Origin of the sequence: Paenibacillus sp. FSL W8-0426 (assembly GCF_037969725.1) — a bacterium.
Lineage (GTDB): Bacteria > Bacillota > Bacilli > Paenibacillales > Paenibacillaceae > Paenibacillus > Paenibacillus hubeiensis.
In genome coordinates, this window is record NZ_CP150203.1 from 3,515,762 (window position 1) to 3,541,167 (window position 25,406).

A 25,406-nucleotide genomic window follows, 5' to 3' on the forward strand; every position below is an offset into this window, starting at 1 on the left:
CGCTGTGAATGATCAGTCTTGTCACGTCTTTTGTATTGCTAAAGGCGTGCACAAAGGTCTGTAACTCCAGTTGATTTTATTTTCGCTGACTCATGTTAGCTTTAAAGTCGCGCTTGAACAGGTTTTTGGCAACACGCCCTTCGGTTGAAGAACCGTATTTACAGCGATGCTTACGCCGAATTCTTGAGCGGACTCCAAGCGTCTGCATGAGCCGTATTCCTTTCTTAAAGAGAAAATATATGTTGCCATCAAGTTTGGAAATACGTACATCGTGTCAGTTGTCCACATATATGATCGTACTTAATAGTTGTCATTTAAAGTGCATGTACTCAATGTTAGATATCCATCTAATCGGAAATCGGTACAAGTTCTTGTCCTTGGCTTGTGACACGAACTTGTACCGATAAAATAAACAAAGCCGCTAAAATAGCGACTTCCAATAGGACCATGTTCTTGTCCCCTGACATTAGTTCATGCTGATAAGGACATTATGTGCATCACTTGGAAAAAAGTTGTGTATGGCAACAGCTCGATACCAAACGAGAAAATACCTACCCCTCTCCCGGGCAGGTATCAACATCGATCACTAAATATTAGTCCAGAAGGCTGTAGATCTGAATGCTCTCCACCTTGGCATCCTTGATATGAAACGACATCACATCCACATAATTGGATGGCTCGTAACGGAAGTCATCCTCCTCATCAGGGGCTCCATCACCAAGCAGTTTCCCCTCAGGGTAGGCATTTTTGAGTGTATCCAGGCTATCTCCTGCTTTAATGTTTCGCACTGTCGCGTACTTAGGATCTGTAATTTCGATATGAAAGATGGAGTCTTGCTTCCCCTCCGGTATACTAATTGTTTTAATCTCCAGACCAGGATACGTATAAACCTTTTCTGTAAAACCGATTAACGTATCCATGTTTGTTCCATCGTCGGCACTGTACGTATGAGATTTCAGGTTATCCGGTTTGCCCAGCATCTGTTCCATCTGATCTTCATTCGCTGTATCCGAAATCGCAATGGTGTGCTCATTATAGACAAAAGCAAGCTCTTTCAGCACCACATTGCCTTCCTTCTCCATCGAACCTTCCTTAATAGCTTCAGCATCCTGTCCTTCCGAATTTTCTGAAGCAGGCGCAGTGGAATTTGATGCCCCTTCGTCTTTGGCATATTCGTCGGGCGTGTTTTTTTCAGCCGAGTTCTGCGCCGCTTCTGGAGACTTGGCACCATTGGACTGACAGCCCGTCAGTGCTATCGTTAGTAAAATACTCAGCAGGATAACAGCTGTAGCTTTGTTTATCCATTTCATCATGATCCCTCCATAAATGTGTGATTTCTTCTTTATGAAGTGATTATAAAAAAAGCATTTGTTAGTCTCATAACAGAATTGTATCACTCTTGTAACGTTAACTATTTACGCGCATGTTTACGCACGGGGTAACACAATCGTAACGGTCGTTCCTTCCCCGATTTGACTTTCCATGTCGATATATCCATTAAACCGATCTACAATCTCTTTGCAAATCGAAAGTCCAAGACCTGAACCGTTCGCTGTGCTTGCATTTTTCGCCCGGTAAAAGCGTTCCTGCACTCTCTCCAGCTCATCGCCCGCGATACCGATTCCTTGATCACGTATCCGTATAACTACCTCGCTTGGCGTATGTGTAAGCTTCAATTCGATTAGCGATGGACTGCTTGAATATTTGATGGCATTGTCCACAAGGTTGGCGATCGCATGGGACATCAGCATTGGATTCACGTTGGCGTGGACTCTCGTCAGAAGCTTATCCTCCGGTTCCGCTTCCGCCTCCCTGAACATAATCTTGATCCCTTTATCCTTAGCCTTCGCTTCCATATTCATTGCCACTTGCTGAATCAGTTCGTTCATTTCCGTTTTCCGAGCTTCCAGTTCGTTAGAACCAGCCTTGTCAAAGCGGGATAGCAGCAACAGTTCATTAATCAATCGTGTCAACCGATCCGATTCCTGCAGCAGATGACCATAGATTTTTTGCAGTTCCTTGTTCTCATTCTCTCCTTCAAACAAGTATTGAGAGAAACCACGAATGGCTGCCAAGGGTGTTTTTAACTCGTGAGATACGTTGGAGACAAATTGTTTCTGGTACTGAATGTAATCATGAAGCTGCCGCCCCATGGAATCCAGCCCATCTGCCAGCATGCCCAGCTCGTCCTTCCGGTTAAGATGAACTCTTCGAAACTCTTGTCTAGAGAAACTTTGCACTGCGCCAAGCAGCAGTTTAATCGGCTTGGTTGTGCTGCGGGCAATCCACAGACTGGATAACGTAATCAGTACAATAAATCCGCCTGCACCCGCAAACAGGACATAACGGATTTGATCCATGATTGCATAAAAGTACGAAATGTCCTCCACGAACTCATACACATAAGCGTTTTCGTAATATTGATTCTGAATGGGTGTCGCAAAATAAAGCAAATGATCTTCCGTTACGGTGTAGGCATAACTGCCGTTCAGCGCTTTCTCAATATTCTTTTCAAAAATAAGAGGTTTTCCATCATTAATGATGATGCCATCCACAGCCAAACCCAGCAGCTGCTTGGAGCTATCATAGATACGCACTTCCCTGCCTGAAGCTTTCAGCTTCTCCAGAGCAAGTCTGACAATTTCTGTGGTCTGTGGCTCTCCTATCGATGATCTATGCTGATTCAACACCTCACGGAAGGACAGCTCGGACAGATCCGCCTTCTCCATCATCTGTTTTTCAATGGTAATGAAGCTGTAATAATCGATGGCTTTATTCACCGCAAAAATGATGATGCCAAAGGACAGCACGGAGAAAAATAAATAATTCAGCAGTAACCGGGTTGCATACTTCAGCCCTCGCCACCTCCAAGTTGATAGCCAAATCCATAGATCGTCCTGACATACTTCGGTTCGTCCGCATTATCCTCCAGCTTCTTCCGTAATCGCATGATGGTCATATCCACACTGCGACTGTCTCCCATAAAGTCATATCCCCAGCCGATCTGCAGCAGCTCATCCCGGGTAAAGATTTTCTCTGGCCTTTTGAGTAACGTTTCCAAGATTTTAAACTCTTTGGCCGTTAAAGACACGGGTACACCGTTTTTCAGCACCCTTCGGCTTTCCAGATCAAATGTCAGATCTTCATGAATGATGCGTGTAGATTTCACTTCTGCTCCTTCACTTGATTCTTCCTTGCTCTCGTTTCTTCTCAGAATCACCTTGATTCGAGCAAGCAATTCACGATTGTCAAAGGGTTTGGTCATATAATCTTCCGCCCCTAGCTCTAGTCCGAGCACCTTGTCGATTACCTCATTTTTGGCAGAGAGCATGATCACAGGAACGGCACGTTTCCCGGTGATTTCCTTGCACAGGTCATATCCGGAGCAGTCAGGCAGCATCAAGTCAAGCACCACCAGGTCCGGCCCAAAATCATCCAGCAGCTGCAGGGCTATTTTACCGTCCTCAGCCGTTTGAACGACGTAGTTTTCTCTTCTCAGTACGAGCTCAATTAAATCTCTGATTGCGACTTCATCGTCAATGACAAGTATTTTCTTCAATGTGCACCCCTTTTAGCCTTGTTCCCCAGCTTGAATCATAATTTACCCTCATCTTAGCACAGACACTTTAGATTCCTCCACCAACTGGAAGATGAGGTTTATTCCACTGAGCCCAACATAACTTGTAATAAACCCGAATAATTCCAGCCAACGTTGGCTCAATTTTTGCCCTGCTCATCTTCTTCGCTCTGGCACGCGGCGGAACCGTTAACAAAGAGAGGCGGAAACCGATACCGTCGTTCATTAGATATTTTTATAAAGATGCTGCCAGGGCATAAAGGTACAAGATAAACATAAAAGGACCGAAAGCATTCATCGATGGAAGATGAACACTTACGGTCCTTTTTTATTTTTGTATTGAAATTTCATCCATTCTTTCAGTGCCTGAACAACCTGCTGAAGCTGTTCCTAACCTGTACCTTAGGTGCGCTGTCTCCCTTTTGCATCCAATAGTAGCCAAATTGACCAATCATTCTTCGTTTGTTTAACGATGATGTTAATTAAACGATCGGCAGCAACGGACGTGCTATTCCTTGTTCGAGCTCGCCCGGCAGATTCCTAACCCGCTTCCGCTACACCTTCAAATCTCTCTTTCTGTACGAAACATATGTCATTCTGAGCAACAAAGCGACGATTATTGTGGACAGCAGCACGAAAATCGAGCTGAACCCGCCTTGAAAAAGCAACTGCTCCGCTTCGAAATATTTAATGGGAGTGAAATATTTCAACCCATCCAAATTGGGATTCATGTCGATCATCTTGGCCATCATCAACGAAATCAATAATGCGACAATGGCCAGTGGAGAAGCGGATTTGGGGTTTCTGCCCATCGCCGCTATGCCCGCACCCGTCACCATAAAGATCGACTGTAGCATGAGCATGCCCGCCATAAGGTTCATAATTTCTCTGGCAAAAGTCTCCCCATCGTTAAAATATCCGACCATGAGAATCGATGAAATGCCCGTCATGATATTTAACGCCAAAACATTGGAAAAGCCGGCCGACAGCTTCGCCGTTAAGATCCGGCTTCTGGAAACCGGCTTGACGATCAGAAATTCCGTCGTTTTGTCGCTCTCTTCTTTAGCGATTACGCCAGCTCCAATCATCGCGGCATGAATCGTTGCCATCACGACTAGATAGTAGTAGCATAAACCGTAATATCCAGCGGTGGTCGACAGGTCGAAAGCGCCCCGCAACCCGAGCAGCACCTTCACTGCCGCTGGAAGCTGGGTTACAAGCTCGTTGAGGGACTGGTTCCCGCTATATTCCGTGCCAAATTTCCACATGCTGGCCGCAACGATATAAAACACGCCGATGCACCAAATGATGAGCGATTTTCGATAGGCTTTCATTTCTCTCAGATACATATTCATGTAACGATTCCTCCTCAAGCAGCATGAATGTCTTTCTTATCGTAAACGGCATAGCCGGCGGCAACGCTTGCCGTGATCAGCAATATGGCGGTCAGCACAAAAGGCGCTTCGTACGATCCGTAACGAACGATCCATTCGCTGTCGAAATAGTGGAACGGAATCAAGTATCTTACGTTATAGCCGCCCATGACGGGCTTGAGTGCGTTATATACGATTACGCTTAACAGCAAACTGCCTACAGCGATCCCTGTCGCTGATTTCATGTTGGGGAATACGACCGCAATTAGCAAGCCCAAGGACATAAAGATCAACTGGACAAACCATAAAGACATGTCGATCATAAAAAAAATTATCATGTTGACGGCGTCTCCGGAAATAATGATGGCCGTCATGATCGTAACCGCAAAGCAGACGAATGTAGTGAAAGTCAGACAAACCGTTGCCGCGCCGAGCTTTGACGTCATGATCTGCTTGCGGGAAACCGGCTTGGTAAACAGAAAATCCGCCGTTTTTCCGCTTCTTTCTTTAAACAAAACGGTAGCGCCCAAGATCATCGCCTGCACCGCTCCCAGCTCGACCACGCCCTTAAATACGAACGTATAAAACCCCATATAGCTAGACAAGCTATCCTGGGAAAGCCCCAACAAGCTTCGAACCGCTTCCGGATAACTTTCCAAAGCTTTCTCTATGATGGCGGCATTCTCGGAAAACGCCGGGTAGAACAAGGAAATCAGAACAATCCAGGCCGATAAGGCGAAGGTCCATAAAATCGTAAATCGGGTGTTCGCTTTCAATTCGCGCGCAAACATATTCACCGCTTCTCACTTTCCTTCCCGTAGTAATGCATGAAAATTTCCTCAAGACTAGGCTCTTCGATCAGAAGATTCGATAGCGGAACTTCCGAAAGCTTGCGAAGAATCGAATTGATATCCCCCTTGTAAAGGAAGCTGAGCTGTTTCCCCTGCGCTACCGCATTGCTTACGCCGTCTATCGAGAAAAGCTTCGGATCGGCTTGGTCCGTTAGTTCGGCTTGAATTCTTTTATAGCTGTTTGCCCGCAGCGTGCTTATCTTTTCGAGGCTGATGATTTTCCCTTCCTTGATAATGGCAACGCGGTCGCACATTTTTTGAACCTCGCTTAGAATATGCGAAGAAAACAAAATCGTCGTCCCTTTTCGGTTTTCCTCCGCAAGAAGATCGAAAAATCGTTGCTGCATCAGCGGATCCAAGCCTCCGGTCGGCTCGTCGAGGATGATAAGCTTCGGTTGGTGCTGCAGCCCCTGTACGATGCCTACTTTCTTGCGGTTCCCGTAAGACAGATCATCGATTTTCCTATTCAGATCGAGGTCCATGATTTCTGCCAGCTCCATCATCCGTTTGCCGCAGTCCTTCTTGTAAAAGCTGGCCGAATACTTCAAAAGATCGATGACTTTCATCTTGTCGTAATAAAAAACTTCCGAGGGCAAGTATCCGATTTCCTTTTTGATTTCCACGCTTTGCTTGATGAAGTCTCTTCCGAAAATTTCTGCTCTCCCGCTTGTAGGATAGATGAGCGACAGTAACGTTCGAATCGTGGTCGATTTTCCGGCTCCGTTCGGTCCGATAAAACCGAAAATTTCGCCTTCCTTCACGTCGAAGCTTACATCTTCAATTCCTCGGGCAGCGCCGTATCGTTTGGTCAAGTTATTAACCTCGATTGCATTCATACAAATCTTCCTCCTCGCAGGATATGCATTACACTGACTAACCGTACGGTCAATATAATTCAAAAAAAATATTGGCTCCTACCGATAATGATTCCCATAAGTCGTTTTATAGCTTTGGACGAATGCATCTTTGCATTCTTCATCCGACATTTTGTAGTGGGCTTTCCATTCATCAAAATAAACAACAAAACTAAGCATCGGCATAAGCCCTGTGAAAAACCGCTCCACCAATGACTTGTTGTCGATTTGCAAAGGATATCCGTGTTGCCCCAATGTGTTCGGTATGCCTTCCTCTTCTTGGTCGCGGAGCAGGTCGGTAATTCGGAATAGGATGGAGCTGTGGCTTCCTTTTTTCAACGACTCGTCGAACAAGATGCGCAATATCGCTTTTCTATTCAAAAAGAAATCCAGGGACTGACGGATGGCGGCATCCATATGCCGATCGATCGCTTCGTTGTCTGAATGGGAATACTTGAACTTGTCGAGCTGGAATGTTAATTTTCCTTGTTGTTGCATGTCGTATCGTTCCTCGGACAGCCGCTTGATTGCCTCTTGCTTCATTTCGAGAATGAACGTGTCCAGAAGACTCTGCAAAATCTCTTCTTTATTTTTGAAATAATAAAAAATGAGCGCTTTCTTGACGTTGGATTTTTCTGAAATTTCCCTTACAGAAGTGCCGTCAAAGCCTTTCGTCGAAAAAAGCTCCTTGGCCGCCCTCAATATTTTCTCTCTGCTTTCTCTGGCTTGTTCCGATAAATCGCTCAAAACGCTACCTCCATGTTAATCAACTAACCGACCGGTCAATCGGTATTATGGCATGCGTACGACCTCATTGTCAATCCTTTGCCCCCCTTTCGGGTAGCTTCGCCGTGTCAACAACCTACCGGTTACTTTCGGTAAAGCTTCATAGCGCAGTTCCAGTTTGGGAAAACCGGTAGTTCATGGGTTCGGTGGGTCTAAATACAGGACACGAAATTGTACCGATAAAATAAAAAGGCCGCTATAATAGCGACTTCAATGGGACCATGTTCTTGTCCCTCGACAGCGCCGCAAGGTCAATGACCCTACCACCGACCGAAGAGCTTTGAAATTTGGAGAAGCAAATGACCAACGCCCCAGGGTCAGTCCAATTGCTTTCATCCTTACTCATGTTTCTTCAGGCCCGATAACCGGATCCGAAATATCAAGATATTCTTGTACTTCCGGTCACCCCAATTTATTAAATACGAGTGCTTTCAAATGAGCGGCCTCTTCTTATATATTTTTCAAGAAATCACTTATTTATGATATGATTCTCCGGAATAACTGGAGCGGCAAGTTTTAAGGCAACTTACCACTACTTATGGTACGGTTCGGCGTATTATCTGTAGAGCGAAATCGAAGGCACCCAGTAGGGTGCCTTCGATGTTCTTACTGTCTCTCTTTGGCGAGTTGGATAAACGAACTCAAATCCATCAACCAACCTTGTTCGGACACTCGTTCACTGTACAGAACGTGCAAGTGCTGCAACAGAGCCGCGGAAATCGGGTCTGCCGTCAGCCGTCCACAAAAGCTCTGTCACAAATGTATGGCGATTCGGATCGTATAGCGGATCTCCTATAATGTTCTTGTATGTTCTTGCGTGGAACACAAATAGCGTCATTTCGCCCGTCTCTGACACCGTGAAGGAATTATGACCGGGACCATACATAGAGATGCTCTCATCTGTCGAGAAAACCGCTGCTTGCGACTTGCGCCATGAGGCGGCATCGAGCAAATCAGCATCCGCATCGGCTTCAAGCAGGCCCATGCAATAATTGAAATCTGTGGCGCTAGCCGAGTAAGAGAGGAATACCCGATTACCCTTGCGAAGAAATGCCGCGCCTTCGTTCACTTTATAACCAATGATCTCCCAGTCATATTCCGGCATCGAAATCATCGTTTGCGGTCCAGTCAGCGTCCACGGATTGCTCATTTTAGATATATACAGATTAGAGTTACCTTCGATATTCGGATCCTTTTGTGCCCATACGTAATAACGGCTGCCATTATGCTCAAAGGTAGTGGCATCGAGGGAGAAGCTTTCCCACGCGGTACGAACCTGCCCTCTTTCCGTCCAACTGCCTTCAAGCGGATTGGCACTTTCATTCTCTAGCACGTACATCCGATGGTCGAACAAGCCTTCATTCGTATCCGTCGTGTGTGCGGCAGCGAAATATACGTACCATTTGTCATCAATAAAATGCAGTTCAGGCGCCCAAATATTGGCACTAAGGATACCCGTCTCGCGCTTTCTCCAGATCACTACAGGAGTTGATGTAACAAGCCCCTCAAGGTTCTCAGCTCTACGGATTTCAATCCGATCATACTCCGGAACGGATGCTACGAAGTAATAATAACCGTCCGAATGTCGGTACATAAAAGGATCTGCTCTCTGCTCGATTAATGGTTGAATGTCGTTTAACACTCTTTGTTGGAATTCCATCTTATCACCTGCTTCATCATAATATTTACTACCCTTTAACAGCACCTGCAGTCATACCGTCTATGAAATATTTCTGGAAAGCAATAAACAGGATGAAAATTGGAAGGATGGAGAAGAAGGAGCCCACGATCAAAAGGTCATAATTATTGCCATAAGGAGTTAACAACGTTTTCAAACCGATTGGAAGTGTAAATTTACTCTGATCTCCGAGCACCATGAATGGCCACAACAGATTATTCCAGCTATTCATACCATTCAGAATGGCCATTGCCGCAAAGGATGGCTTCATAATCGGCATAATTAGTCTGAAATAAATCGCATACTCGTTTGCGCCATCAACCCGCCCAGATTGAATAATTTCTTTGGGTATGCTTCTTAGATATTGCCTGAAGAAAAATATGGTTGCGGCATTGGCTATACCCGGCAGAATGATTGCTGAATAGCTATTCACCATTTTCAAATCATTAATTAGGCTGTACAAAGGAACCAGCAGTATTTCGAAAGGCACCATCATAATGAGCAAAACACATATAAAGAGGAAGTTCTTACCTTTAAAATCATATGCTGCAAAACCATATCCAACAAATGCGCTTACAAAAAGTGTTAGAACTACTTGAACGATTGTTAAAGTCATGCTGTTCCAAAACCATACAAAGTAATCATGTTCTCCAGTAAACAGATAGATGAAATTGTCAAAACTCATAATACTAAAATCCAAACTTAGGTTAAGACCATATCGAATTAATGATTCACCTGGTTTAAAGGAAGATAGGGCCACTGCATAGAATGGAATCATAATTATAACGAATAGTATAATGAACAAACAAATAATAACTATTCTGGAAATTAAATTATTCATCGTCTGACTTTTGCCCACTTTAATCCTCCTCCTTTTTGAACATTCCACTAAATTTCAACTGCGTTAAATTGATAACCATAGCAATGATTAACAGAATGATACCAACTGCAGCTGCGTAACCCAGCTTATTTTTCTCAATCCCCTGTCTATATAGATATCCGACAATGGTTAAGCCAATATTTTTGGGTGAATTGTTACCGTTAAACATCATCAGGCTCTCGGTAAACATGGCTAAACCTGCATAAACACTAATTGTCGTAACATATACCGTGGTCGGCTTCAATAATGGCATTGTGATCGTTCTAAACTTCTGCCAGGCAGATGCTCCGTCAATTGAAGCAGCCTCATAATATTCATTGTCAATGCTTTTCAAACCGGATAGATAGTAAAGCATATTAACACCTGTCCATCTCCAACATGCGAGGATTAACAGTGCTGCCATGCTCCATTCTCCGTCTTTCAAGAATTTAATAGGCTCTACACCAAATAGACCCAGGAAACTGTTCATTAATGAACCTTCCATTTCACCGAATGTAAGGCGGAAAATGGTACCCGCAACTGCGACAGATGTCAATGCAGGGAGAAAGAACGAAGATTTAAAAAACTCTCTTCCCATCATTAACTTACTGTTGATCATAACGGCGAATAACATGGGAAAGGGAATTAACAGCACTAAGGTTCCTAACATGTACACAACGCTATTTTTAATAGCCGTCAAAAACACTTTATCTGTAAGCAATTTCGAATAATTCGCTTCACCAATCCATTTAGGATCCTGTCCCAACATCTTATCTTGAAAGCTCATGACGAATGAATTTAGAAGCGGATAAAACCAGAAGATCAAAAATACGAGTATAAATGGCAAAACAAAAACATAAGGCGCAACTTTTTGAGAGTATACAAATTTCTTTATCATATTCTCAATCTCCCTTGACTATGGTTAAACCTGCCGGCCACTATGCCTGCCGACAGGTTTAATCAAATCATTTACTTATTATATTTATTTCAATTCTTGTTCAATTGCTTCTTGTGCTTCATCCAGCGCTTCCTTCACGTCTTGGCCATCTTCAAAGATCGCATTCAAAGTAACCGTATTGAAGACATTGCCGATCGTCGGTGAAGCCTTAACGGATTTGATCGCTTGAATTTCGTCTTTGATTTCATTCAAAGTATCAAACGCATTTGTTTTAAAGTATTGGACGTATTCATTATCAGGGTTTTTCGTTACTGCATCATCTTTCCATACTTCCATGTTGATTGGATCGAATCCAAGTGTATTCCAGATTTCAGTAGTAGCTTCTTTCGAAAGCTTAGCAAAGGCTACAAATTCTTTTGCCAACTGAACGTCTTTACCATTCTTAGTAACAACTGTGCCAGTACCGCCTAAGCCAACAGAACGAGGATTGCCTTCTTCAAATACAGGCAATGGAGCAATGGCATACTTACCTTTCAGATCCTTCATTTCGTTTACAAAGCGGGACATGTACCACTCAGGCATCAATGCGCTTGCGTAGTTTCCTTTGTTGTATTCGCCTTTTGCTTCTTCTGTGTCGGGTTGCCCACCAGGGATCGTATGAATAACATTGTTCTTCTGCAGATCGACTAACATTTCATACGCTTTAATCATTTCAGGCGAGTTCACTTTTGGATTACCATTTTCATCTGTAAAATCAGCGTTTTGCTGAGCTAGCAGCAGCGAAGCTTGCCACGTTGCTGATGTATCAGCAGTACCTAAGTACTTGCCAGTTTTTTCATAAACCTTGATACCTGCTTGTTTGTAATCTTCCCAGGTTTTGATTGTCTTGTAGTCAACACCTGCTTGTTCGAGAATTTCAGTGTTGTAGAAAGCAAGCGTAGCACCTACGTGATAATCAAAGCCATAAACCTGGTCGGCTTTGGAGTAAATCTCGACACGTGAAGGAACAACAACGTCTTTGTATGGTGCAAATACATCATTCAAAGATTCCAGTGGAACGTTGTCACCTTCCAAGAATTTAGGAAATTGACCAAGCTCAATATCCGCGATATCAGGAGCACCTTTTCCGCTTGTAACTGCCAATAAGAGCTTGTTGTGCATATCATCGTAAGGCATAACCGTTACATTCAACTTAATCTGTTTGTCTGGGTTCTGTTGGTTCCATAACCCCAGCATTTTATCCAAATGCTTGCCGTGCAAATCTACAAATGTCCAAAATGATAATTCTGTTGCATTCTCACCGGCATTAGCGCCTAACTGCTGTGTTTCCGTTTTTGAATCAGAAGGAGTACCACATGCTGTAAAAACAAGTGACATAATAAGGAGTGTAACGATGGAGATTAAAGCACTGCGTTTTTTCATTTGTTCGTCATCCTCTCTTTTTTTGTTATGCATTTGAAAAGTCGGCTGACTAGTTAGTTCTGTTAATTTAAGCGGGTTCAATCTACCTTGGCACCACCATCCTTAACATAATTCTAACCGTTCAAAGAAAAGACCCCTTCGCAACAATTTTTCAGATTCCATATTGTAAGCGCTTTACATGCCGTATTATAATATAGATGAAATATGCTTTATATAACCAATTGATTATAAAATCATAAAGTTTATGGGGAGATGCAACTTTTTGAAAAAGCTGGCGCTCTACAAACAAATTCGAGAAGATATTATACAGAAAATTAAATCAGGGCAGCTTCGGCCAACGGACCGCATTCCTTCTGAGCAAGAACTAATGGACGAATTCAGAGTAAGTAAAATTACCGTCAGGAACGCCCTAACCCTACTAGCTGACGAAGGATTAATTATACGCGTACAAGGCAAAGGCTCATTCGTCTCTTCTAGTCTTGTTGTTTCTAGCATCAATTCTCCACCATACTCACGCAGCGCGTCCTCCATGCCGCTCATCGGCTTCATCATTCCGACGATGAGAACCCGTGTCATTCAGAAGCTCGTTGACTACACGGAACACTTCCTGCAAGAAGCCGGTCTCAGCATGGTACTAAGCATCACGCGCGAGTCCTCCTCTATCGAATCAAACGTCATTCATACACTAACGGAGCTCGGTGTGAAGGGCCTGATCGTTTTTCCAACCGAAGATGAGAAGTACAACGAATCATTACTGCGTCTGTCGCTAGATAAATTCCCGTGCGTGTTCATCGACCGTTATCTGCGCAACATTGAGACGTACACCATTACATCCGACAATTACGGCGGTGCGTACAAGGCGGTCTCCCATTTGCTATCCAAGGGTCATCAGCAGATTGCGCTCATCTCACCTGAAAATGCCAATACAGCCGTCGAGGATCGCACGCTCGGCTTCGAGCAGGCGTACACAGATCAAGGCATCTCGATTGACAAGAGCTTGTGGTGTCACATCCCTCTCGACATTCTACGCGGAGAGCAAGCATTGGACTATGTATGCGACTTCTTGCAGGACCACAGTGGAATTTCGGCAGTCTTCTCCTTGACTGAAGAAACTGCACGTCTTACATCGGCTGCTATAAGTCGTCTGAACGATCACTCAAATATCGATTTGCTATCTTTCGATAATCCACATCTTTCAGGCGTAGCTTATGTGCAGCAGGATGAACAGGAAATGGCACGAACAGCCGTAAAGCTGTTACGTGAACAAATGGAAGATGTTTATTCTCCTAAGAACGCCGTCATTCCCGTGCAGCTCATCTTCCCATGACACGACAAACGTTGCGGCGATAGATGAATTGGGCATATTGATTGGTTTTACCAGCGATGTTGTTCATGATTGTCTGCCCAGTTATTTTAAGACTCACTACCAATTTGGTCGTGCCCCTTGCAACGCGAATTTCTACGCGAATACTAATAAATCTCCGAGCATAACGGTCATGAATGGTCCAGATGAATGGCGGAGCTGTTGTGAAAAGGATGGCAGTTCGCTCTAGTTTCTCGCCACAACAACACGCCCATCGGTTGTCTTTATGTTATTACAGGTCAACGCTGGGAAACATCATTACCAAGAATAGTGAAAAAGCGAAAGTGCCGTCAAAAGCATGTTCGCTGTAAGTATCGACACTTCTGACACTGTTCTTTCTCAGCTTCGGGGAGTCTTCTCCATTCACGAAGACCTCTTCCCTCCGTGGGATGTGACAATGTATCCAAACACAAAGTACAGTTCGACCACAATATATACAAAAACCACTCCTGAAAATGGAGTGGTTTCTTTGGATTTAACTTCTCTTTTATGGAACTTTCGTTCCGCTAAATCAAGGGGGAGTAGTATTTCTAACATATTTTATTCCAACTCTAAAACTGATTCGACTATCGCCTGATCAATCTCATCAAGCATCCCATCATAGATGTCATCAAATGCGCTCGGCGAGGCCGTGATTGCTTCGGCAATCCGTTTGTGGATCATATCCTGTGTTTTCTGAAAATGACATTGTAATCACCGCTATCCGAAGGAATCGGTATTTATAGGCAGCTCCCCACTCTTAACAGGTACTCTTCCTCAAAAGGGAATAAATCCTTCCACGTACTGATACCGTAATCTGCAAGAGCTTCTGTTTCCGCATTTGAATAACTTTCTTTGCTGTATTTGTTCAGGATAATTGGTTGTGTAATAGTTGCCAGTAGAATCTTTTACCCCGTCTCCGTAGTGAGCCCCAAAAAGTATGTATTACAAAAAAACCGTTAATTTTCAAATGATGAAACTAACGGGGGTTTAAAATTGTCTATTCCATCAAATCTGTTACTGCACCTTTTGAAGCAGAGGAAACTAATTTGGCATATTTGCCGAGTACACCGGATTTTACTTTCAGTGGAGGTTGTACCCACGCTTGCGCTCGAGCGGCTAACTCTTCTTCTGACACCTCAACCTTAATTTCCTGAATGTCACTGTTAATGGTAATAATATCTCCATTTTGGAGCAAAGAGATCGGCCCGCCTACTTGTGCTTCAGGTGATACATGGCCGACTACAAATCCATGCGAACCACCAGAGAATCTACCATCTGTTATGAGAGCAACTTTCCCACCGAGACCTTTTCCTACAATTAGTGCTGTAACGGAAAGCATCTCAGGCATACCTGGTCCACCCTTCGGACCACAATAGCGTATGACCAATACGTCCCCTTCTTGAATTTCATCGTTCATGATCGCTTCTGTCGCTTCATCTTCGCTATCGTACACCTTTGTCGGGCCGGAAAACTGCTGTATCTTCATGCCTGACATTTTGGCAACAGCGCCTTCAGGAGCGAGGTTTCCTCGAAGCACAACCAGTGGTCCATCTGGCTTAAGCGGATTATCGAGTGGTCGTATAATCTCTTGATTATTCTGAAGTGGAGCAGCTTCCGCTAAATTCTCCGCCAACGTTTTACCAGTTACCGTGAGGCAATCCCCATGAAGTAATCCCTCAGCGAGCAATAGCTTCATTACCCCTGAAACACCGCCAATATCATTCAAATCCTGCATCACATATTGGCCACTTGGCTTCAGATCTGCCAGATGAGGAACACGCAAGCGAATTCGCTCAAAATCATCCAAGGTTAAATCCACTTCTACGGAGTGCGCAATAGCTAGCAGATGGAGAAATGCGTTGGTTGATCCCCCTAGAGCCATAACAACGGTGATCGCATTCTCAAATGCTTTCTTCGTCATAATGTCTCTTGGGTAGATTTCCTGTTCAAGAAGTGAGATGACCTGCTTACCGGCTGCTTCGCATTCCAATGCTTTATCCGCTGAGATCGCTGATGTCGAAGAAGAACCAGGCAAACACATACCCATTGCTTCTGCAGCTGCGGCCATCGTATTAGCGGTATACATGCCCCCGCAAGCCCCTGGACCCGGGCAAACACTACATTCGACCTTATGCAGCTGTTCATCTGTCATTTTTCCATCTTGATATTGACCAACTGCTTCAAAAGCTGAAACGATATCCACTTTTTTACCGTCGAGATTACCAGGTTGAATGGTTCCTCCGTAGACATAAACGGAAGGAATGTTCATCCGTCCAATAGCCATCAAACATGCAGGCGTATTCTTGTCACAACCACCGATTGCAACAATGCCGTCAAAACGCTCCGCTCCAGTCACAATTTCAATCGAATCAGCTATAGCTTCCCTACTTGGCAGCGAGAACAACATCCCTCCATGCCCCATTGAGATCCCATCAGAAACGGTAATCGTATTAAAAATTAATGGAGCACCGCCATGATCGCGTGCTCCCATCTTGGCTTGCGTCGCTAAATCATTGATGTGCATATTACAAGGTGTTACCTCACTCCACGTACTCGCTATTCCAATCATTGGCTTTTTAAAATCATCATCCTGAAAACCAACTGCACGCAGCATGGCTCTGTTCGGTACCCGGTTAGCACCTTCACTGATCACCTTGCTTCGAATACGAAGATCTTTTTTATTCTCCATGTCCCTTACCCCTCATTTCAAAGTATTTCGTTCAGTTCCTGCATCGGTCGAATAAAATTTTGTTTCATTAGTACGTGAGCATCATCACTATTTTTGCCTTCAAAAGCTTTAATAATCAAATCATGCTCTTCGACTGAAGCTAGTGTAGCCGTAATAGGTTGTTTTAAAAACACATATTTAAATCGCCTAATGTGAATCTGGAGAGAGGCATTAAATGTGGCCACATAAGGATTATCTGAGAGCTCCACGATATAATTATGAAATTGCTCATCCACCTCCATAGCCTGATAGACTTGTCCATTTTTAATGGAACTTGCAAATTCCAAATTTATAGATCTTAGTTTCTCGATCTGTTCTGGAACAATAATTTTGGCGGTGATTTCAGCAGCCAAGGCCTGAAGAGCAGCCATGGTTGAATACATCTTAAAAATATCGTTTTTCTCAATATTTGTTACTCTTGTTTCTTTTCCTGGGTGCATAGACACGAGGCCTTGAACTTCGAGTAACTGAAATGCCTCCCGAATCGGTGTCCGGCTGACTCCAAGCGATTCAGCCATTTCCGCATCAATAAGTTTTTCACCTGGTTGCAGTGTTCCATCAATAATCCATCGTTGAATCTGTGAAAACGCTCTTTCTTTTGCGGACATACGGACGGGTAAGGAAAAATCTTTAGGAATTGGCATTGTTTTTCATCCTCATTATAATTATTCTTATATGCAATATATCGCATACACAAGTGAGAAGCAATAATTATTTCATTTTTTACTCGCTCAATAAGTTTATCCAGATAATTACCTGTTTTTCGGAAGCTGAGCTGCACGGGATGTGGGTGCAATATTTAAAATCTAGGCTATGCTAAATTTTGATACTATGATTTGATTTGATCATAACAAAACCACCTGCGAAAAGGTGGTTTTGTTATGGTCTCATAGCTCAACAGTACACTATACATTGTACTATCTAGTACAGCCTTATAAACCCAATCATTAAACTATCCTGTCCGTTAGTTTAATGAATTAAAGGGCAAGATGCCGATTAGATACACGTCTAATCGGCAATAGGAACATGTTATTGTCCAATGCGGTAGCCTTCTTAAACAATCCTGCCAGCTAGCGCAACGAAGGCAGTCGATTTTTGTAGCCAACTGCCTTCTGGTCATCATTAAGCTATAACCCTCTCATGCTAACAGTTTAAGATGGATCATTTAATTTACCTGTTTCAACTAATTGTTTTAACCCCTCAAACATTAAATCCCATCCTTGTTCAGAACCATCATGGTATTCTGTAAGAGCTTTTTTGATATCTTCTGAAGTCCAACCTTCTTCATGAGGAACGATAATCACCTGTGTAAAGGTCATCTCGCAACCCTTTTCATGGGGTTTAATCTCTACAGTAATTCTATCCTCTAAGTCATTAAACTGAGGCATCCTAAATGTGAAAACTAATTTAGTTGGTGGATCAATTTCTAGGTACTCACCAATCGCTCTGTAATCTTTACCACCGCGATGATCAACAATTTCCCATGTCCCACCGACGTGAGGTTCGTTCTTTGTCACTTTATTTGTTGTTTCCAAAGTAAAAAGCCATTTTTTAATCATTTCTGAGTTCAACCATGCATCAAACAATTTATCTGCATTAACATGAAAATAACGTGTCATCTTTAGTTCGGTAGTTGATGTATTAACCATTTCGATCATCCCTTACTAATTATTTCGCGCTTTAATTGTACCCATATTATTTCACGACGGCAACCGATCGTTCTGAGACCGTCTGCCGTCGTTTGAACTTGAGCTATTGTTCCCCGTTAGTTCAATCATTTTCTTCATCTTGTTTAACTGAGATACAAAAACATTGCTCAATCTCCGCTAGTCCATAATCATATCAACAACTTTTTTAGCGAACGCAGCATAGGATTCGATCAGGTCCGGATTTCGATCAATGGCCCATCTGAGGTTATCAAACGCGCTTAATAGCAGCAAATGTCTCATATCAGTCAGGTTTTCTTCACTTATTCCGTACCCGTCTAGAAATGCTTTGAATTCTTCTATATTCGGATTTCCGTCTAGGATATGGCACCGCATCAGCCAAATAATTTCTCCATGCGGCACCGTTCTTACTTCTGCATTACCCCAATCCAATAATATTACTTGTCCAGTCTGATTGACGATCGTATTCTTCAATGAAATATCTCCATGAATTAAACCGAAGCGGAACGTTTCTTTTTTCAAATTCTCAAACAGTTTTCGCACTCTCTGCGATTTCATTGGATTGATTACTCCAAGCTCAATCAATCGATCATACTCCGTCAAACTATTGATATTATATTGCACATATCCTAGCCAACTGCCGTCCGACCCTGCATGCGAGGGTGAATGAAACTCACCATGGACTGGATCTATCAGATTTTCCCCATATCCCTTCACTGGGATCGAATGAATAAGTTTGGCATATTGGCCAAGCTGCCTCCAAATATCGGACTTAAAAACCGTACTATCTACCCCGTTGTCTCCATCAACGAAAGCTTGAATCATATATGCAGTTCTATCAATTATGCCAATAGACAACACCTCAGGTCCGGGAATGCCAATTGCCGCAGCTTGTTCAATACACCATTTTTCTTTCACATAGCTTGGATATGTACCTGAGTCGTTCATGCGAACAACGACTTTACGACTCTCTGTTTCGACTACGAAAACCTGATTTACGAAGCCTTTCCCTATGACCTGGTATGATGTTTTTACTTTTTCAAGAAGTACATCGCTTACAATTCGTTCTGCTTGTGTAACTACAGAGTCTCTCACAGTTTTTCACCTCCAAAAGTATCTTGTTTCGAATAGTTTACCACACACTTTTTTTGGAAAGTACGGTTATGACTAAACTAACCTGCCCGTTTGTTAAACCAAAGCAGCCGATCACTTGGATCGGCTGCTTTCTTGACTTTATTAAGCTACAGTTTCCCGTTAGCTCAATGAGTATCCTCCTTTTAAATCCCAGCTCCTATGCATAACGACAACCACAATGATTTCGCGAAGTCTAAGGAAAAGCTTCAACAAATCCTTCAAGTTATCTGGTGTGTGTCGGCCATCCTCTCCTAGCTCGAAGTGCTTTATGATAAGTTCATACTGGCCCTTTCGTTCGAGACTGATTATTATGCATCATTCATGTTCAGCCTGAATCCGAAGACATGAATAATAATGAAAATAAACTTCTCTCATGGGTTAGAGGCTTATTTTCTTTTCTTCCATACCTTGCGGCTTGTTTATTCAAGCCATAAACCTCACACTAATTACCGATGAGCTTACAAAAAAACAAAAAGAAAACCGAACCTTTTTCCGATAGAGAGACAATATAGGGTGTAAGCTGCTTACAGGAGGGCCCTCTGAATGGAAAGTGATATGTATCAATTACTCAAAAGGATGAAAGATGGTGATCAACAGGCGTTTCATACGATATATGATGCCACTTATCAGGACGTCTATCGGACCGTCACCTTTCTGGTGGATCATCAGCAGGATCGGGAAGATGTCATGAATGAGATTTATATGCAAATGTGGACCTCACTTGCCAACTACGATACGAGTAGACCTTTCCACTTCTGGTTGCACGGCTTGGTGATCCGTCAAGTGCAGAGACTTCGGGTCAAGAGCTGGCGGAGATTCCGAATTTTTGAACGGATCCGTTCCTTCTCTCGGGAAGAGCCTCATTGGGATCAACCCGCGGTGTTGATGGATGGGACGAACGACATGATATCGCAGGCCATTAAGAAACTGACCGACAAACAGCGAACGGTGATTATCCTCCGCTTTTTTCATGACTATACGCTCGAGGAAACCGCGACTTTGCTCGATATTCCATTGGGTACAGTCAAGTCGAGATATCATGCTGGCCTGCAGGCGCTTCGAAAAAACATATGGAATCTCCCTCCAGAAAGGATGGAAAAAATCAATGACTATTGAACGCAAAATCCGTGAACATCTGCACAAAGAAGCCGAAACGGTGGAGTGCCCACCGGCCATTTCCAATCGAATAGAACAATCCTATTCTCAATATTTGCAACAAAAAAGGAGCGGAAGACCCATGAAAAAACGATTGATTGGTGGAATTGTTGCTGTTGCTATTTTGATTCCAAGTGCAGCATTTGCGGCACCTACCTTGATTGATATGTTTACCAGAACACCATTGACTGCTGAGCAAGTCAAAGCGGATGAGATTGGCAAAGCAGCACTTGAGAAGCTGTATAGCGCATTTCCCGAAACAAAAGCGTTTGAGATCATCGATGCAAGCAACGTTCAAGGTGTTCAAACAAGCATCATCCTACAGGAGAAGGGAGGAACCGGCAAAAAGATTACACTTCATACAAACGGCATTACCGGTGCGATTGAACACGTGATTCAAGAGAATTGGGAGCCTAAGGAGAAGCCGCTCACTGCTTTAACCGATCAGGAAATCAGGTCGAAGGTAGATTTTCTCATTGATAAATTGTATGGTAACATCGAAAAGTACGAGTTTTCTATGGAGCAAATGGAGAACTCGAATCAAAAAACGTTTATATTGAATTACAGCACTAAGGGATCAACAACACCGTTCTACCAGGCATTTGTTCAGGGCAATTCCATCAGTGTTTCTCTGATCGGAGTTGAGACTACACCTTCAAACAAGGTAGAAGGTTTCTTCTCTACAAATGGTAAACCAGATTATTTTGCCGATGCCTATCTAAATGATGAAAAACTGTTTGCTTTACTTAAAATCAGCCCAGCAGAATTAAAACAAGAATTAGAAAAGGGTAAATCTGTTGTGGAGATTGCAGCATCTAGAAATGTATCAAAACAACAAGTGATTGACGTCATTGCAAAAACGCAGGCTGACGGACAGATTCAAGGTGAAAAAAATGGCGATGTTCCAAAAAGCAATCGTTCAAATGAACAAATGTTAAAAGCTGTTGAACTAAAAGTATTACAAGTTATTGAGCACAAAACTGAAACACCTTCAAAGTAATTATCCATTCAACTAAGAGGATGTACGCGTAAATATCGAGATTGGTAAAAAGTAATACGAGGCCGGTATCCTTAGCATCCAGGAAACCGGCCATTTTTAGTTCAAAAGAGGCTAGCGACTTCAATGGGAAAACGTTCTTGTACCTTAACAACATTAACGTTTACTTCCTCTTTCCACTCCTGCAGACCAATAAATCAATACGAAGCAGCCGATCACTATGGTCGACTGCCTCAAGGGTTTTACTGGGCTAACGTTTTCCGTTAGTTTAATACATCTTCATTATCACCTAAAGTCGCAGCCGGCAGCTGGCAACTTATTGGGTGGCACTTTGTTCCTGAGCCTGGACCATCCTACCAAGAAAGACATCCTCTCGCAATTGCAGAGTATTTTTTATATACGGCGGGTTGGAATCCGGTCTGAAACAACAAGGGTATCATAGTGTTCAGGAACATTCTCTCTACTACCTAGCCTTATACCTTTTGAAGCATATGATTGCGATTTCGATTAGCGGCATACAGCATGGGAATGGCAATCAGCAGGCTGATGATAACCGGAACTACAGACCCCTCAAGCCCAAAATCACCTCCAGTGAGAAGATAAGGACCTTGCATTTTCACAATTAACAGACCGGCTGTAGTGTGTCCAGAAACAGGAATACCAAGCAAACCTTCAAGTGCATTCCAAGAAAAGTGCAGTCCCATGGCAAACCACAGATTCCGTCGCCACATAAATGCGGCTCCAAGCAGAACACCTGCTTCTAAGGTTATGGCGAACGCACTCCATAATGTTGCTCCTGCATTCCCAAGATGGGCGATTCCAAAGAATAGAGAAGTCACAGCGAGTGCGGCCCAATTTCCCAGCAATTTATTCATGGCTTGAAACATTAGTCCACGAAAGATAAGTTCTTCGACAATGGCTGCGCCTAAAGCGGCTTCAATAGAAGCGATTAGATTAGTAACCGTATCTGCGTTATTCGCCCATTGAAAGGAGTAACCTCCCAATGAAACAATAATAATCGTGGATAAGGCAATAAAGATAACCCCGGTTAGTGCTCCCATAATAGCTTCAAACCCTGCGCCCTTTTTTGATAACTCAGGAATGGATCGACGGGCCAAATATTTCATGGTGAGCATATAGACTATGATGGCCAGAAAGCTCATCGTTAGTGTCAAAAGAAGAGAAAGCAAGCCCGGTACTTGCTCCCCTAGCGGCCGGATGAATGCATCAACAAGAATTATGCTGATAGCCCCCGCAACCATCCAGACTATTGGAAAGCGCCAAAATAATCTCCATTTGCTTAATTTCTCATCCATCTGCGAATGTTCTTTTTGTGCAGATCTTTTCTTCATGTCTTAAATCATCTCCTCTATGGCTTGATCATAGTTATGAGTATAGGGTGAAAAAGTCATAAAGTGACAGTGCTCTTTTGTCATATTAAAGTCATGTGACTATACCCCTAAGAAGCCGGCAACTATATACGTTGCCGGCTTCTTAGGTAGGTTGTCTTAGTATTTCATGATTCCCGAGTCTCTGGCTTTACGGGCTGCCTCTTGTCTTCCCTTAACATTAAGTTTTGAGTAAATCGTTGAAATGTAATTCTTAACCGTTCCTTCGCTAAGAAACAAAGCCTCTGCAATATCTCGATTGCGCATGCCAGAAGCCAGCTTTTGCAATATTTCAATTTCACGGCTGCTAAGCCCGTATTCATTATTTTTAATAGCGGATCCCGTATTCATACTTTTGATCATTTTACTCGCCATCTCCTGCGAGATTAACGTCCCGCCCGCATGAACCACCCGTATACCTGCAGCCAGATCCCTGGGATGGATGGCCTTAAGAAGATAACCTTCTGCTCCATGGCTTAAAGCCGCCATGACATACTCCACTTCCTGATAGGAGGTCAGCATCATCACTTTGATGATAGGCATTCGCTCTTTGATCAGAGCTGTTGCGTCAACGCCATTCATGACTGGCATATTGATATCCATCAATACCATATCGGGCTGAAACTGATGACAGCCTTGGACTGCTTCTTCCCCATTTTTAGCTAATCCAACGATTTCTATATCATCTTCCATAGACAATACGATATATAGGCTCTCCAAAATTAATTCCTGATCATCCGCAAGTAATACTTTAATTTTCCCCATGCAGCCCCACTCCTTTTAGGGGTATCTCGCATCTGACTTCGGTGATCGTTTCATCTCCCATCTCTGATGATACGAACAGGTTGCCCCCCAACCGCTCAACGCGATGTTTCATTGAAGTCAACCCGAAGCCATATTCCAATTTGTCAATCGGTTTCCCATTATTTCGAACAACCAGGTACAGAACGAATTCAGAAAATTGAAGCTCCAAATACAGTTGAGACGCTTTTCCATGTTTTAGTGCGTTCGTAATGGACTCCTGGATGACTCGCAGAATTGCCTGTCGTACTTCAAAATGCGTGTGCTTCTCTGTTCCTAGTACATTTAACGTCAAGAGAATTCCTGTATGTTCCCGAAAATTGGCCACATAGGCCTCAACCTGCCGTACAAGATCAGACTCTTCCTCTTCTTCTCCAATCTCATGAACAATACTTCTCATTTCGTCCAGATTTTGTTCAGCCAGTGCTCTTAAGCGAATTAACCGTTCCTTGACCTCTGCAGGCTTACGGTCCATAAGGGCGATGGAAGCATCAAGACTCATAATGATTGAGATAAAGGAATGCCCCAGGGTATCATGAAGTTCCTTGGACATACGATTGCGTTCTTCAAGCAGAGTCATTTTCTCAATTTCAGCAGCGTAGTGGGTTAACAGCTTATTTTGCTGCTCTACTTCGACCACAAGTTCATTTTTCTGGTGGTACGCTTTGGCCACGAAGCTGGCCCACATGCCGATGAAGCAGAATAATACATTATCTGTCCCGCTACTAATGGCTTGTTCCCAAGGTACCTTTAAATAAGACTGGAAGATAAAAGGAATGAACAGAATTACGGGAATGACCCAGAATGTCTTCTTGGTCAATAAGTACCCCATTATTAGACTCGGCAGCAGGTAGTCTGCTTTGGAAGTCAGTTCCGGATGAATAACCGAGTTCACATAATAAGAACCACCCAGCATTAGCTCCGCGATACAAAACCAGACCTTGTTCGTCCGCCGTTGAGGAAACCAGAATATCATTGGAACGATAAGTGCTGCCATTAGCCAAATGACATTTAACCATGTTCGGTTTGACAGGTCACTTTCTGTAATCAGCCGTGATGAAAGCAAAATGTAATGGTATAAACGAAGAGCAAAAATACCCCAATCCATAAAAGATAATATCTTTCTCATATCATCATCCTACACTGTTTTTCAGTAAAAACATCAGAACCCGTGAATTTAGTGTATCACTTTTTGTTCGTTTGTTTACTATTAATTACATTCCTTAATTCTCGATTCTCCTAGAGGTGGACTCCATGACTCAATTTCTTGATGCAAGATCAGCCAATTACATTGTAGCCGATCTAACCGATTCCGCCAGCATCGAACGGGCGGTTCAAACGACCGTTGAGCGTCACGGTCGCCTGGATATAGCATTCAATAATGCTGGAATCGGGGCTCCCCTTTCGCCCTTAACAGAGGTCTCAGAAGAGGATTTCGACCTTCTTCAAGCTGTAAATTATAAAGGAATCTGGGTGGCAATGAAAGCGGAAATCAAGGCAATGATCGATACTGCAGGTACCGGTGCCATTGTCAATAACAGCAGCGTCGGCAGCTTCAGAGGTAATCCGGGGTTGTCTGTCTACGGAGCCGCCAAACGGGCTGTTAATAGTCTGACCGAGACGGCTGCCATTGAATACGGACCTTCAGGTATCCGCGTAAACGCTGTTGCACCTGGCACCACCATGACTGAGATGATCGAGGGGTTAGTTGCACAAGTTCCAGATATAATCGAAAAAAGCAACTCTGTGACGCCTCTTAGGCGTCCTGCCGATCCTCATGAGATCGCACAAGCGGCTGCCTGGTTATTGAGCGATCGCGCCTCTTACGTAACAGGCGTAGTTCTGCCGGTGGACGGTGGAACAAGAGCGTAATCCCATACGGAAGGAGTATCC

The 25,406-nt window shown here is 43.4% G+C and carries 22 protein-coding genes; 4 read left to right on the forward strand and 18 right to left on the reverse strand.

Annotated features, from left to right (window positions below; all coding sequences use genetic code 11):
* Positions 1–593 precede the first annotated feature (593 nt).
* From MKY59_RS15825 to MKY59_RS15875, 11 genes are all read right to left on the reverse strand, one after another.
* Positions 594–1,313 carry a hypothetical protein gene (locus tag MKY59_RS15825; protein WP_339272225.1) on the reverse strand — a complete coding sequence of 240 codons (720 nt, stop codon included), beginning with the start codon at positions 1,311–1,313 and terminating at the stop codon, positions 594–596.
* A 114-nt stretch (positions 1,314–1,427) separates the two neighbouring features.
* Positions 1,428–2,780, reverse strand: coding sequence for a HAMP domain-containing sensor histidine kinase (locus MKY59_RS15830; RefSeq protein WP_339272227.1), 1,353 nt, complete (start codon positions 2,778–2,780; stop codon positions 1,428–1,430).
* A 71-nt stretch (positions 2,781–2,851) separates the two neighbouring features.
* On the reverse strand, positions 2,852–3,559 hold the full coding sequence (locus MKY59_RS15835) for a response regulator transcription factor (protein ID WP_339272228.1): 708 nt from the start codon (positions 3,557–3,559) through the stop codon (positions 2,852–2,854).
* Between the two features lie 572 nt (positions 3,560–4,131).
* Positions 4,132–4,932: an ABC transporter permease subunit gene (locus tag MKY59_RS15840; RefSeq protein ID WP_339272229.1), complete on the reverse strand. Its 801-nt coding sequence runs from the start codon at positions 4,930–4,932 to the stop codon at positions 4,132–4,134.
* 14 nt (positions 4,933–4,946) lie between these two features.
* Positions 4,947–5,741: an ABC transporter permease subunit gene (locus tag MKY59_RS15845; RefSeq protein WP_339278407.1), complete on the reverse strand. Its 795-nt coding sequence runs from the start codon at positions 5,739–5,741 to the stop codon at positions 4,947–4,949.
* 2 nt (positions 5,742–5,743) lie between these two features.
* A complete protein-coding gene (locus MKY59_RS15850) occupies positions 5,744–6,637 on the reverse strand; it encodes an ABC transporter ATP-binding protein (protein ID WP_339272231.1) in 894 nt (297 codons plus the stop codon).
* Positions 6,638–6,715: 78 nt separating this feature from the next.
* Positions 6,716–7,402 (reverse strand): TetR family transcriptional regulator, encoded by a 687-nt coding sequence (locus tag MKY59_RS15855; RefSeq protein ID WP_236412832.1) that lies wholly within the window; start codon positions 7,400–7,402, stop codon positions 6,716–6,718.
* Positions 7,403–8,117: 715 nt separating this feature from the next.
* Positions 8,118–9,101, reverse strand: coding sequence for a family 43 glycosylhydrolase (locus MKY59_RS15860; RefSeq protein WP_339272235.1), 984 nt, complete (start codon positions 9,099–9,101; stop codon positions 8,118–8,120).
* Positions 9,102–9,129: 28 nt separating this feature from the next.
* Entirely contained in the window at positions 9,130–9,960 is an 831-nt protein-coding gene (locus MKY59_RS15865) for a carbohydrate ABC transporter permease (protein ID WP_339278408.1), read from the reverse strand.
* A gap of 19 nt (positions 9,961–9,979) precedes the next feature.
* Positions 9,980–10,876, reverse strand: coding sequence for a sugar ABC transporter permease (locus MKY59_RS15870; protein ID WP_339272237.1), 897 nt, complete (start codon positions 10,874–10,876; stop codon positions 9,980–9,982).
* A gap of 84 nt (positions 10,877–10,960) precedes the next feature.
* Entirely contained in the window at positions 10,961–12,298 is a 1,338-nt protein-coding gene (locus tag MKY59_RS15875; protein ID WP_236412829.1) for an extracellular solute-binding protein, read from the reverse strand.
* Positions 12,299–12,560: 262 nt separating this feature from the next.
* On the opposite strand from MKY59_RS15875, the gene MKY59_RS15880 reads away from it, so the two are divergent.
* A complete protein-coding gene (locus tag MKY59_RS15880; protein WP_236412828.1) occupies positions 12,561–13,625 on the forward strand; it encodes a GntR family transcriptional regulator in 1,065 nt (354 codons plus the stop codon).
* A gap of 1,015 nt (positions 13,626–14,640) precedes the next feature.
* Here MKY59_RS15880 and ilvD read toward each other — a convergent pair.
* The 4 genes from ilvD to MKY59_RS15900 all read right to left on the reverse strand — a co-directional run bounded on the left by ilvD (position 14,641) and on the right by MKY59_RS15900 (position 19,133).
* Positions 14,641–16,332, reverse strand: coding sequence for a dihydroxy-acid dehydratase (gene ilvD, locus MKY59_RS15885; RefSeq protein ID WP_339272240.1), 1,692 nt, complete (start codon positions 16,330–16,332; stop codon positions 14,641–14,643).
* 17 nt (positions 16,333–16,349) lie between these two features.
* Positions 16,350–17,015 carry a GntR family transcriptional regulator gene (locus MKY59_RS15890; protein WP_339272241.1) on the reverse strand — a complete coding sequence of 222 codons (666 nt, stop codon included), beginning with the start codon at positions 17,013–17,015 and terminating at the stop codon, positions 16,350–16,352.
* A 507-nt stretch (positions 17,016–17,522) separates the two neighbouring features.
* The gene (locus tag MKY59_RS15895) at positions 17,523–18,020 is read right to left on the reverse strand and encodes an SRPBCC domain-containing protein (RefSeq protein ID WP_339272242.1); all 498 of its coding nucleotides are present in this window, start codon (positions 18,018–18,020) and stop codon (positions 17,523–17,525) included.
* 177 nt (positions 18,021–18,197) lie between these two features.
* On the reverse strand, positions 18,198–19,133 hold the full coding sequence (locus MKY59_RS15900; protein WP_339272244.1) for an aminoglycoside phosphotransferase family protein: 936 nt from the start codon (positions 19,131–19,133) through the stop codon (positions 18,198–18,200).
* 582 nt (positions 19,134–19,715) lie between these two features.
* On the opposite strand from MKY59_RS15900, the gene MKY59_RS15905 reads away from it, so the two are divergent.
* Positions 19,716–20,288, forward strand: a complete 573-nt coding sequence (locus tag MKY59_RS15905; RefSeq protein ID WP_236412818.1) for a sigma-70 family RNA polymerase sigma factor — start codon at positions 19,716–19,718, stop codon at positions 20,286–20,288.
* Positions 20,278–21,327, forward strand: coding sequence for a hypothetical protein (locus MKY59_RS15910; protein ID WP_339272246.1), 1,050 nt, complete (start codon positions 20,278–20,280; stop codon positions 21,325–21,327). The genes MKY59_RS15905 and MKY59_RS15910 overlap by 11 nt, the downstream gene beginning before the upstream one ends.
* 470 nt (positions 21,328–21,797) lie before the next feature.
* Here MKY59_RS15910 and MKY59_RS15915 read toward each other — a convergent pair whose 3' ends face one another.
* The 3 genes from MKY59_RS15915 to MKY59_RS15925 all read right to left on the reverse strand — a co-directional run bounded on the left by MKY59_RS15915 (position 21,798) and on the right by MKY59_RS15925 (position 24,642).
* Positions 21,798–22,676 (reverse strand): type II CAAX endopeptidase family protein, encoded by an 879-nt coding sequence (locus MKY59_RS15915; RefSeq protein WP_339272248.1) that lies wholly within the window; start codon positions 22,674–22,676, stop codon positions 21,798–21,800.
* Between the two features lie 156 nt (positions 22,677–22,832).
* Positions 22,833–23,477, reverse strand: a complete 645-nt coding sequence (locus tag MKY59_RS15920) for a response regulator transcription factor (protein ID WP_339272250.1) — start codon at positions 23,475–23,477, stop codon at positions 22,833–22,835.
* Positions 23,464–24,642 carry a sensor histidine kinase gene (locus MKY59_RS15925; protein WP_339272252.1) on the reverse strand — a complete coding sequence of 393 codons (1,179 nt, stop codon included), beginning with the start codon at positions 24,640–24,642 and terminating at the stop codon, positions 23,464–23,466. The genes MKY59_RS15920 and MKY59_RS15925 overlap by 14 nt, the downstream gene beginning before the upstream one ends.
* 125 nt (positions 24,643–24,767) lie before the next feature.
* Between MKY59_RS15925 and MKY59_RS15930 the strand changes: the two genes are divergently transcribed.
* Complete coding sequence (locus MKY59_RS15930) at positions 24,768–25,385, forward strand: SDR family oxidoreductase (protein ID WP_339272254.1); 618 nt, start codon at positions 24,768–24,770, stop codon at positions 25,383–25,385.
* Positions 25,386–25,406: the final 21 nt, after the last annotated feature.

Coding starts and splice junctions, on each gene's coding strand:
- MKY59_RS15905 (WP_236412818.1), top strand. CDS start 19,716: ATGGAAAGTGATATGTATCAATTACTCAAAAGGATGAAAGATGGTGAT.
- MKY59_RS15865 (WP_339278408.1), bottom strand. CDS start 9,960: ATGAATAATTTAATTTCCAGAATAGTTATTATTTGTTTGTTCATTATA.
- MKY59_RS15910 (WP_339272246.1), top strand. CDS start 20,278: ATGACTATTGAACGCAAAATCCGTGAACATCTGCACAAAGAAGCCGAA.
- MKY59_RS15930 (WP_339272254.1), top strand. CDS start 24,768: ATGACTCAATTTCTTGATGCAAGATCAGCCAATTACATTGTAGCCGAT.
- MKY59_RS15840 (WP_339272229.1), bottom strand. CDS start 4,932: ATGAATATGTATCTGAGAGAAATGAAAGCCTATCGAAAATCGCTCATC.
- ilvD (WP_339272240.1), bottom strand. CDS start 16,332: ATGGAGAATAAAAAAGATCTTCGTATTCGAAGCAAGGTGATCAGTGAA.
- MKY59_RS15845 (WP_339278407.1), bottom strand. CDS start 5,741: ATGTTTGCGCGCGAATTGAAAGCGAACACCCGATTTACGATTTTATGG.
- MKY59_RS15920 (WP_339272250.1), bottom strand. CDS start 23,477: ATGGGGAAAATTAAAGTATTACTTGCGGATGATCAGGAATTAATTTTG.
- MKY59_RS15870 (WP_339272237.1), bottom strand. CDS start 10,876: ATGATAAAGAAATTTGTATACTCTCAAAAAGTTGCGCCTTATGTTTTT.
- MKY59_RS15860 (WP_339272235.1), bottom strand. CDS start 9,101: ATGGAATTCCAACAAAGAGTGTTAAACGACATTCAACCATTAATCGAG.
- MKY59_RS15825 (WP_339272225.1), bottom strand. CDS start 1,313: ATGATGAAATGGATAAACAAAGCTACAGCTGTTATCCTGCTGAGTATT.
- MKY59_RS15850 (WP_339272231.1), bottom strand. CDS start 6,637: ATGAATGCAATCGAGGTTAATAACTTGACCAAACGATACGGCGCTGCC.
- MKY59_RS15890 (WP_339272241.1), bottom strand. CDS start 17,015: ATGCCAATTCCTAAAGATTTTTCCTTACCCGTCCGTATGTCCGCAAAA.
- MKY59_RS15875 (WP_236412829.1), bottom strand. CDS start 12,298: ATGAAAAAACGCAGTGCTTTAATCTCCATCGTTACACTCCTTATTATG.
- MKY59_RS15895 (WP_339272242.1), bottom strand. CDS start 18,020: ATGGTTAATACATCAACTACCGAACTAAAGATGACACGTTATTTTCAT.
- MKY59_RS15925 (WP_339272252.1), bottom strand. CDS start 24,642: ATGAGAAAGATATTATCTTTTATGGATTGGGGTATTTTTGCTCTTCGT.
- MKY59_RS15915 (WP_339272248.1), bottom strand. CDS start 22,676: ATGAAGAAAAGATCTGCACAAAAAGAACATTCGCAGATGGATGAGAAA.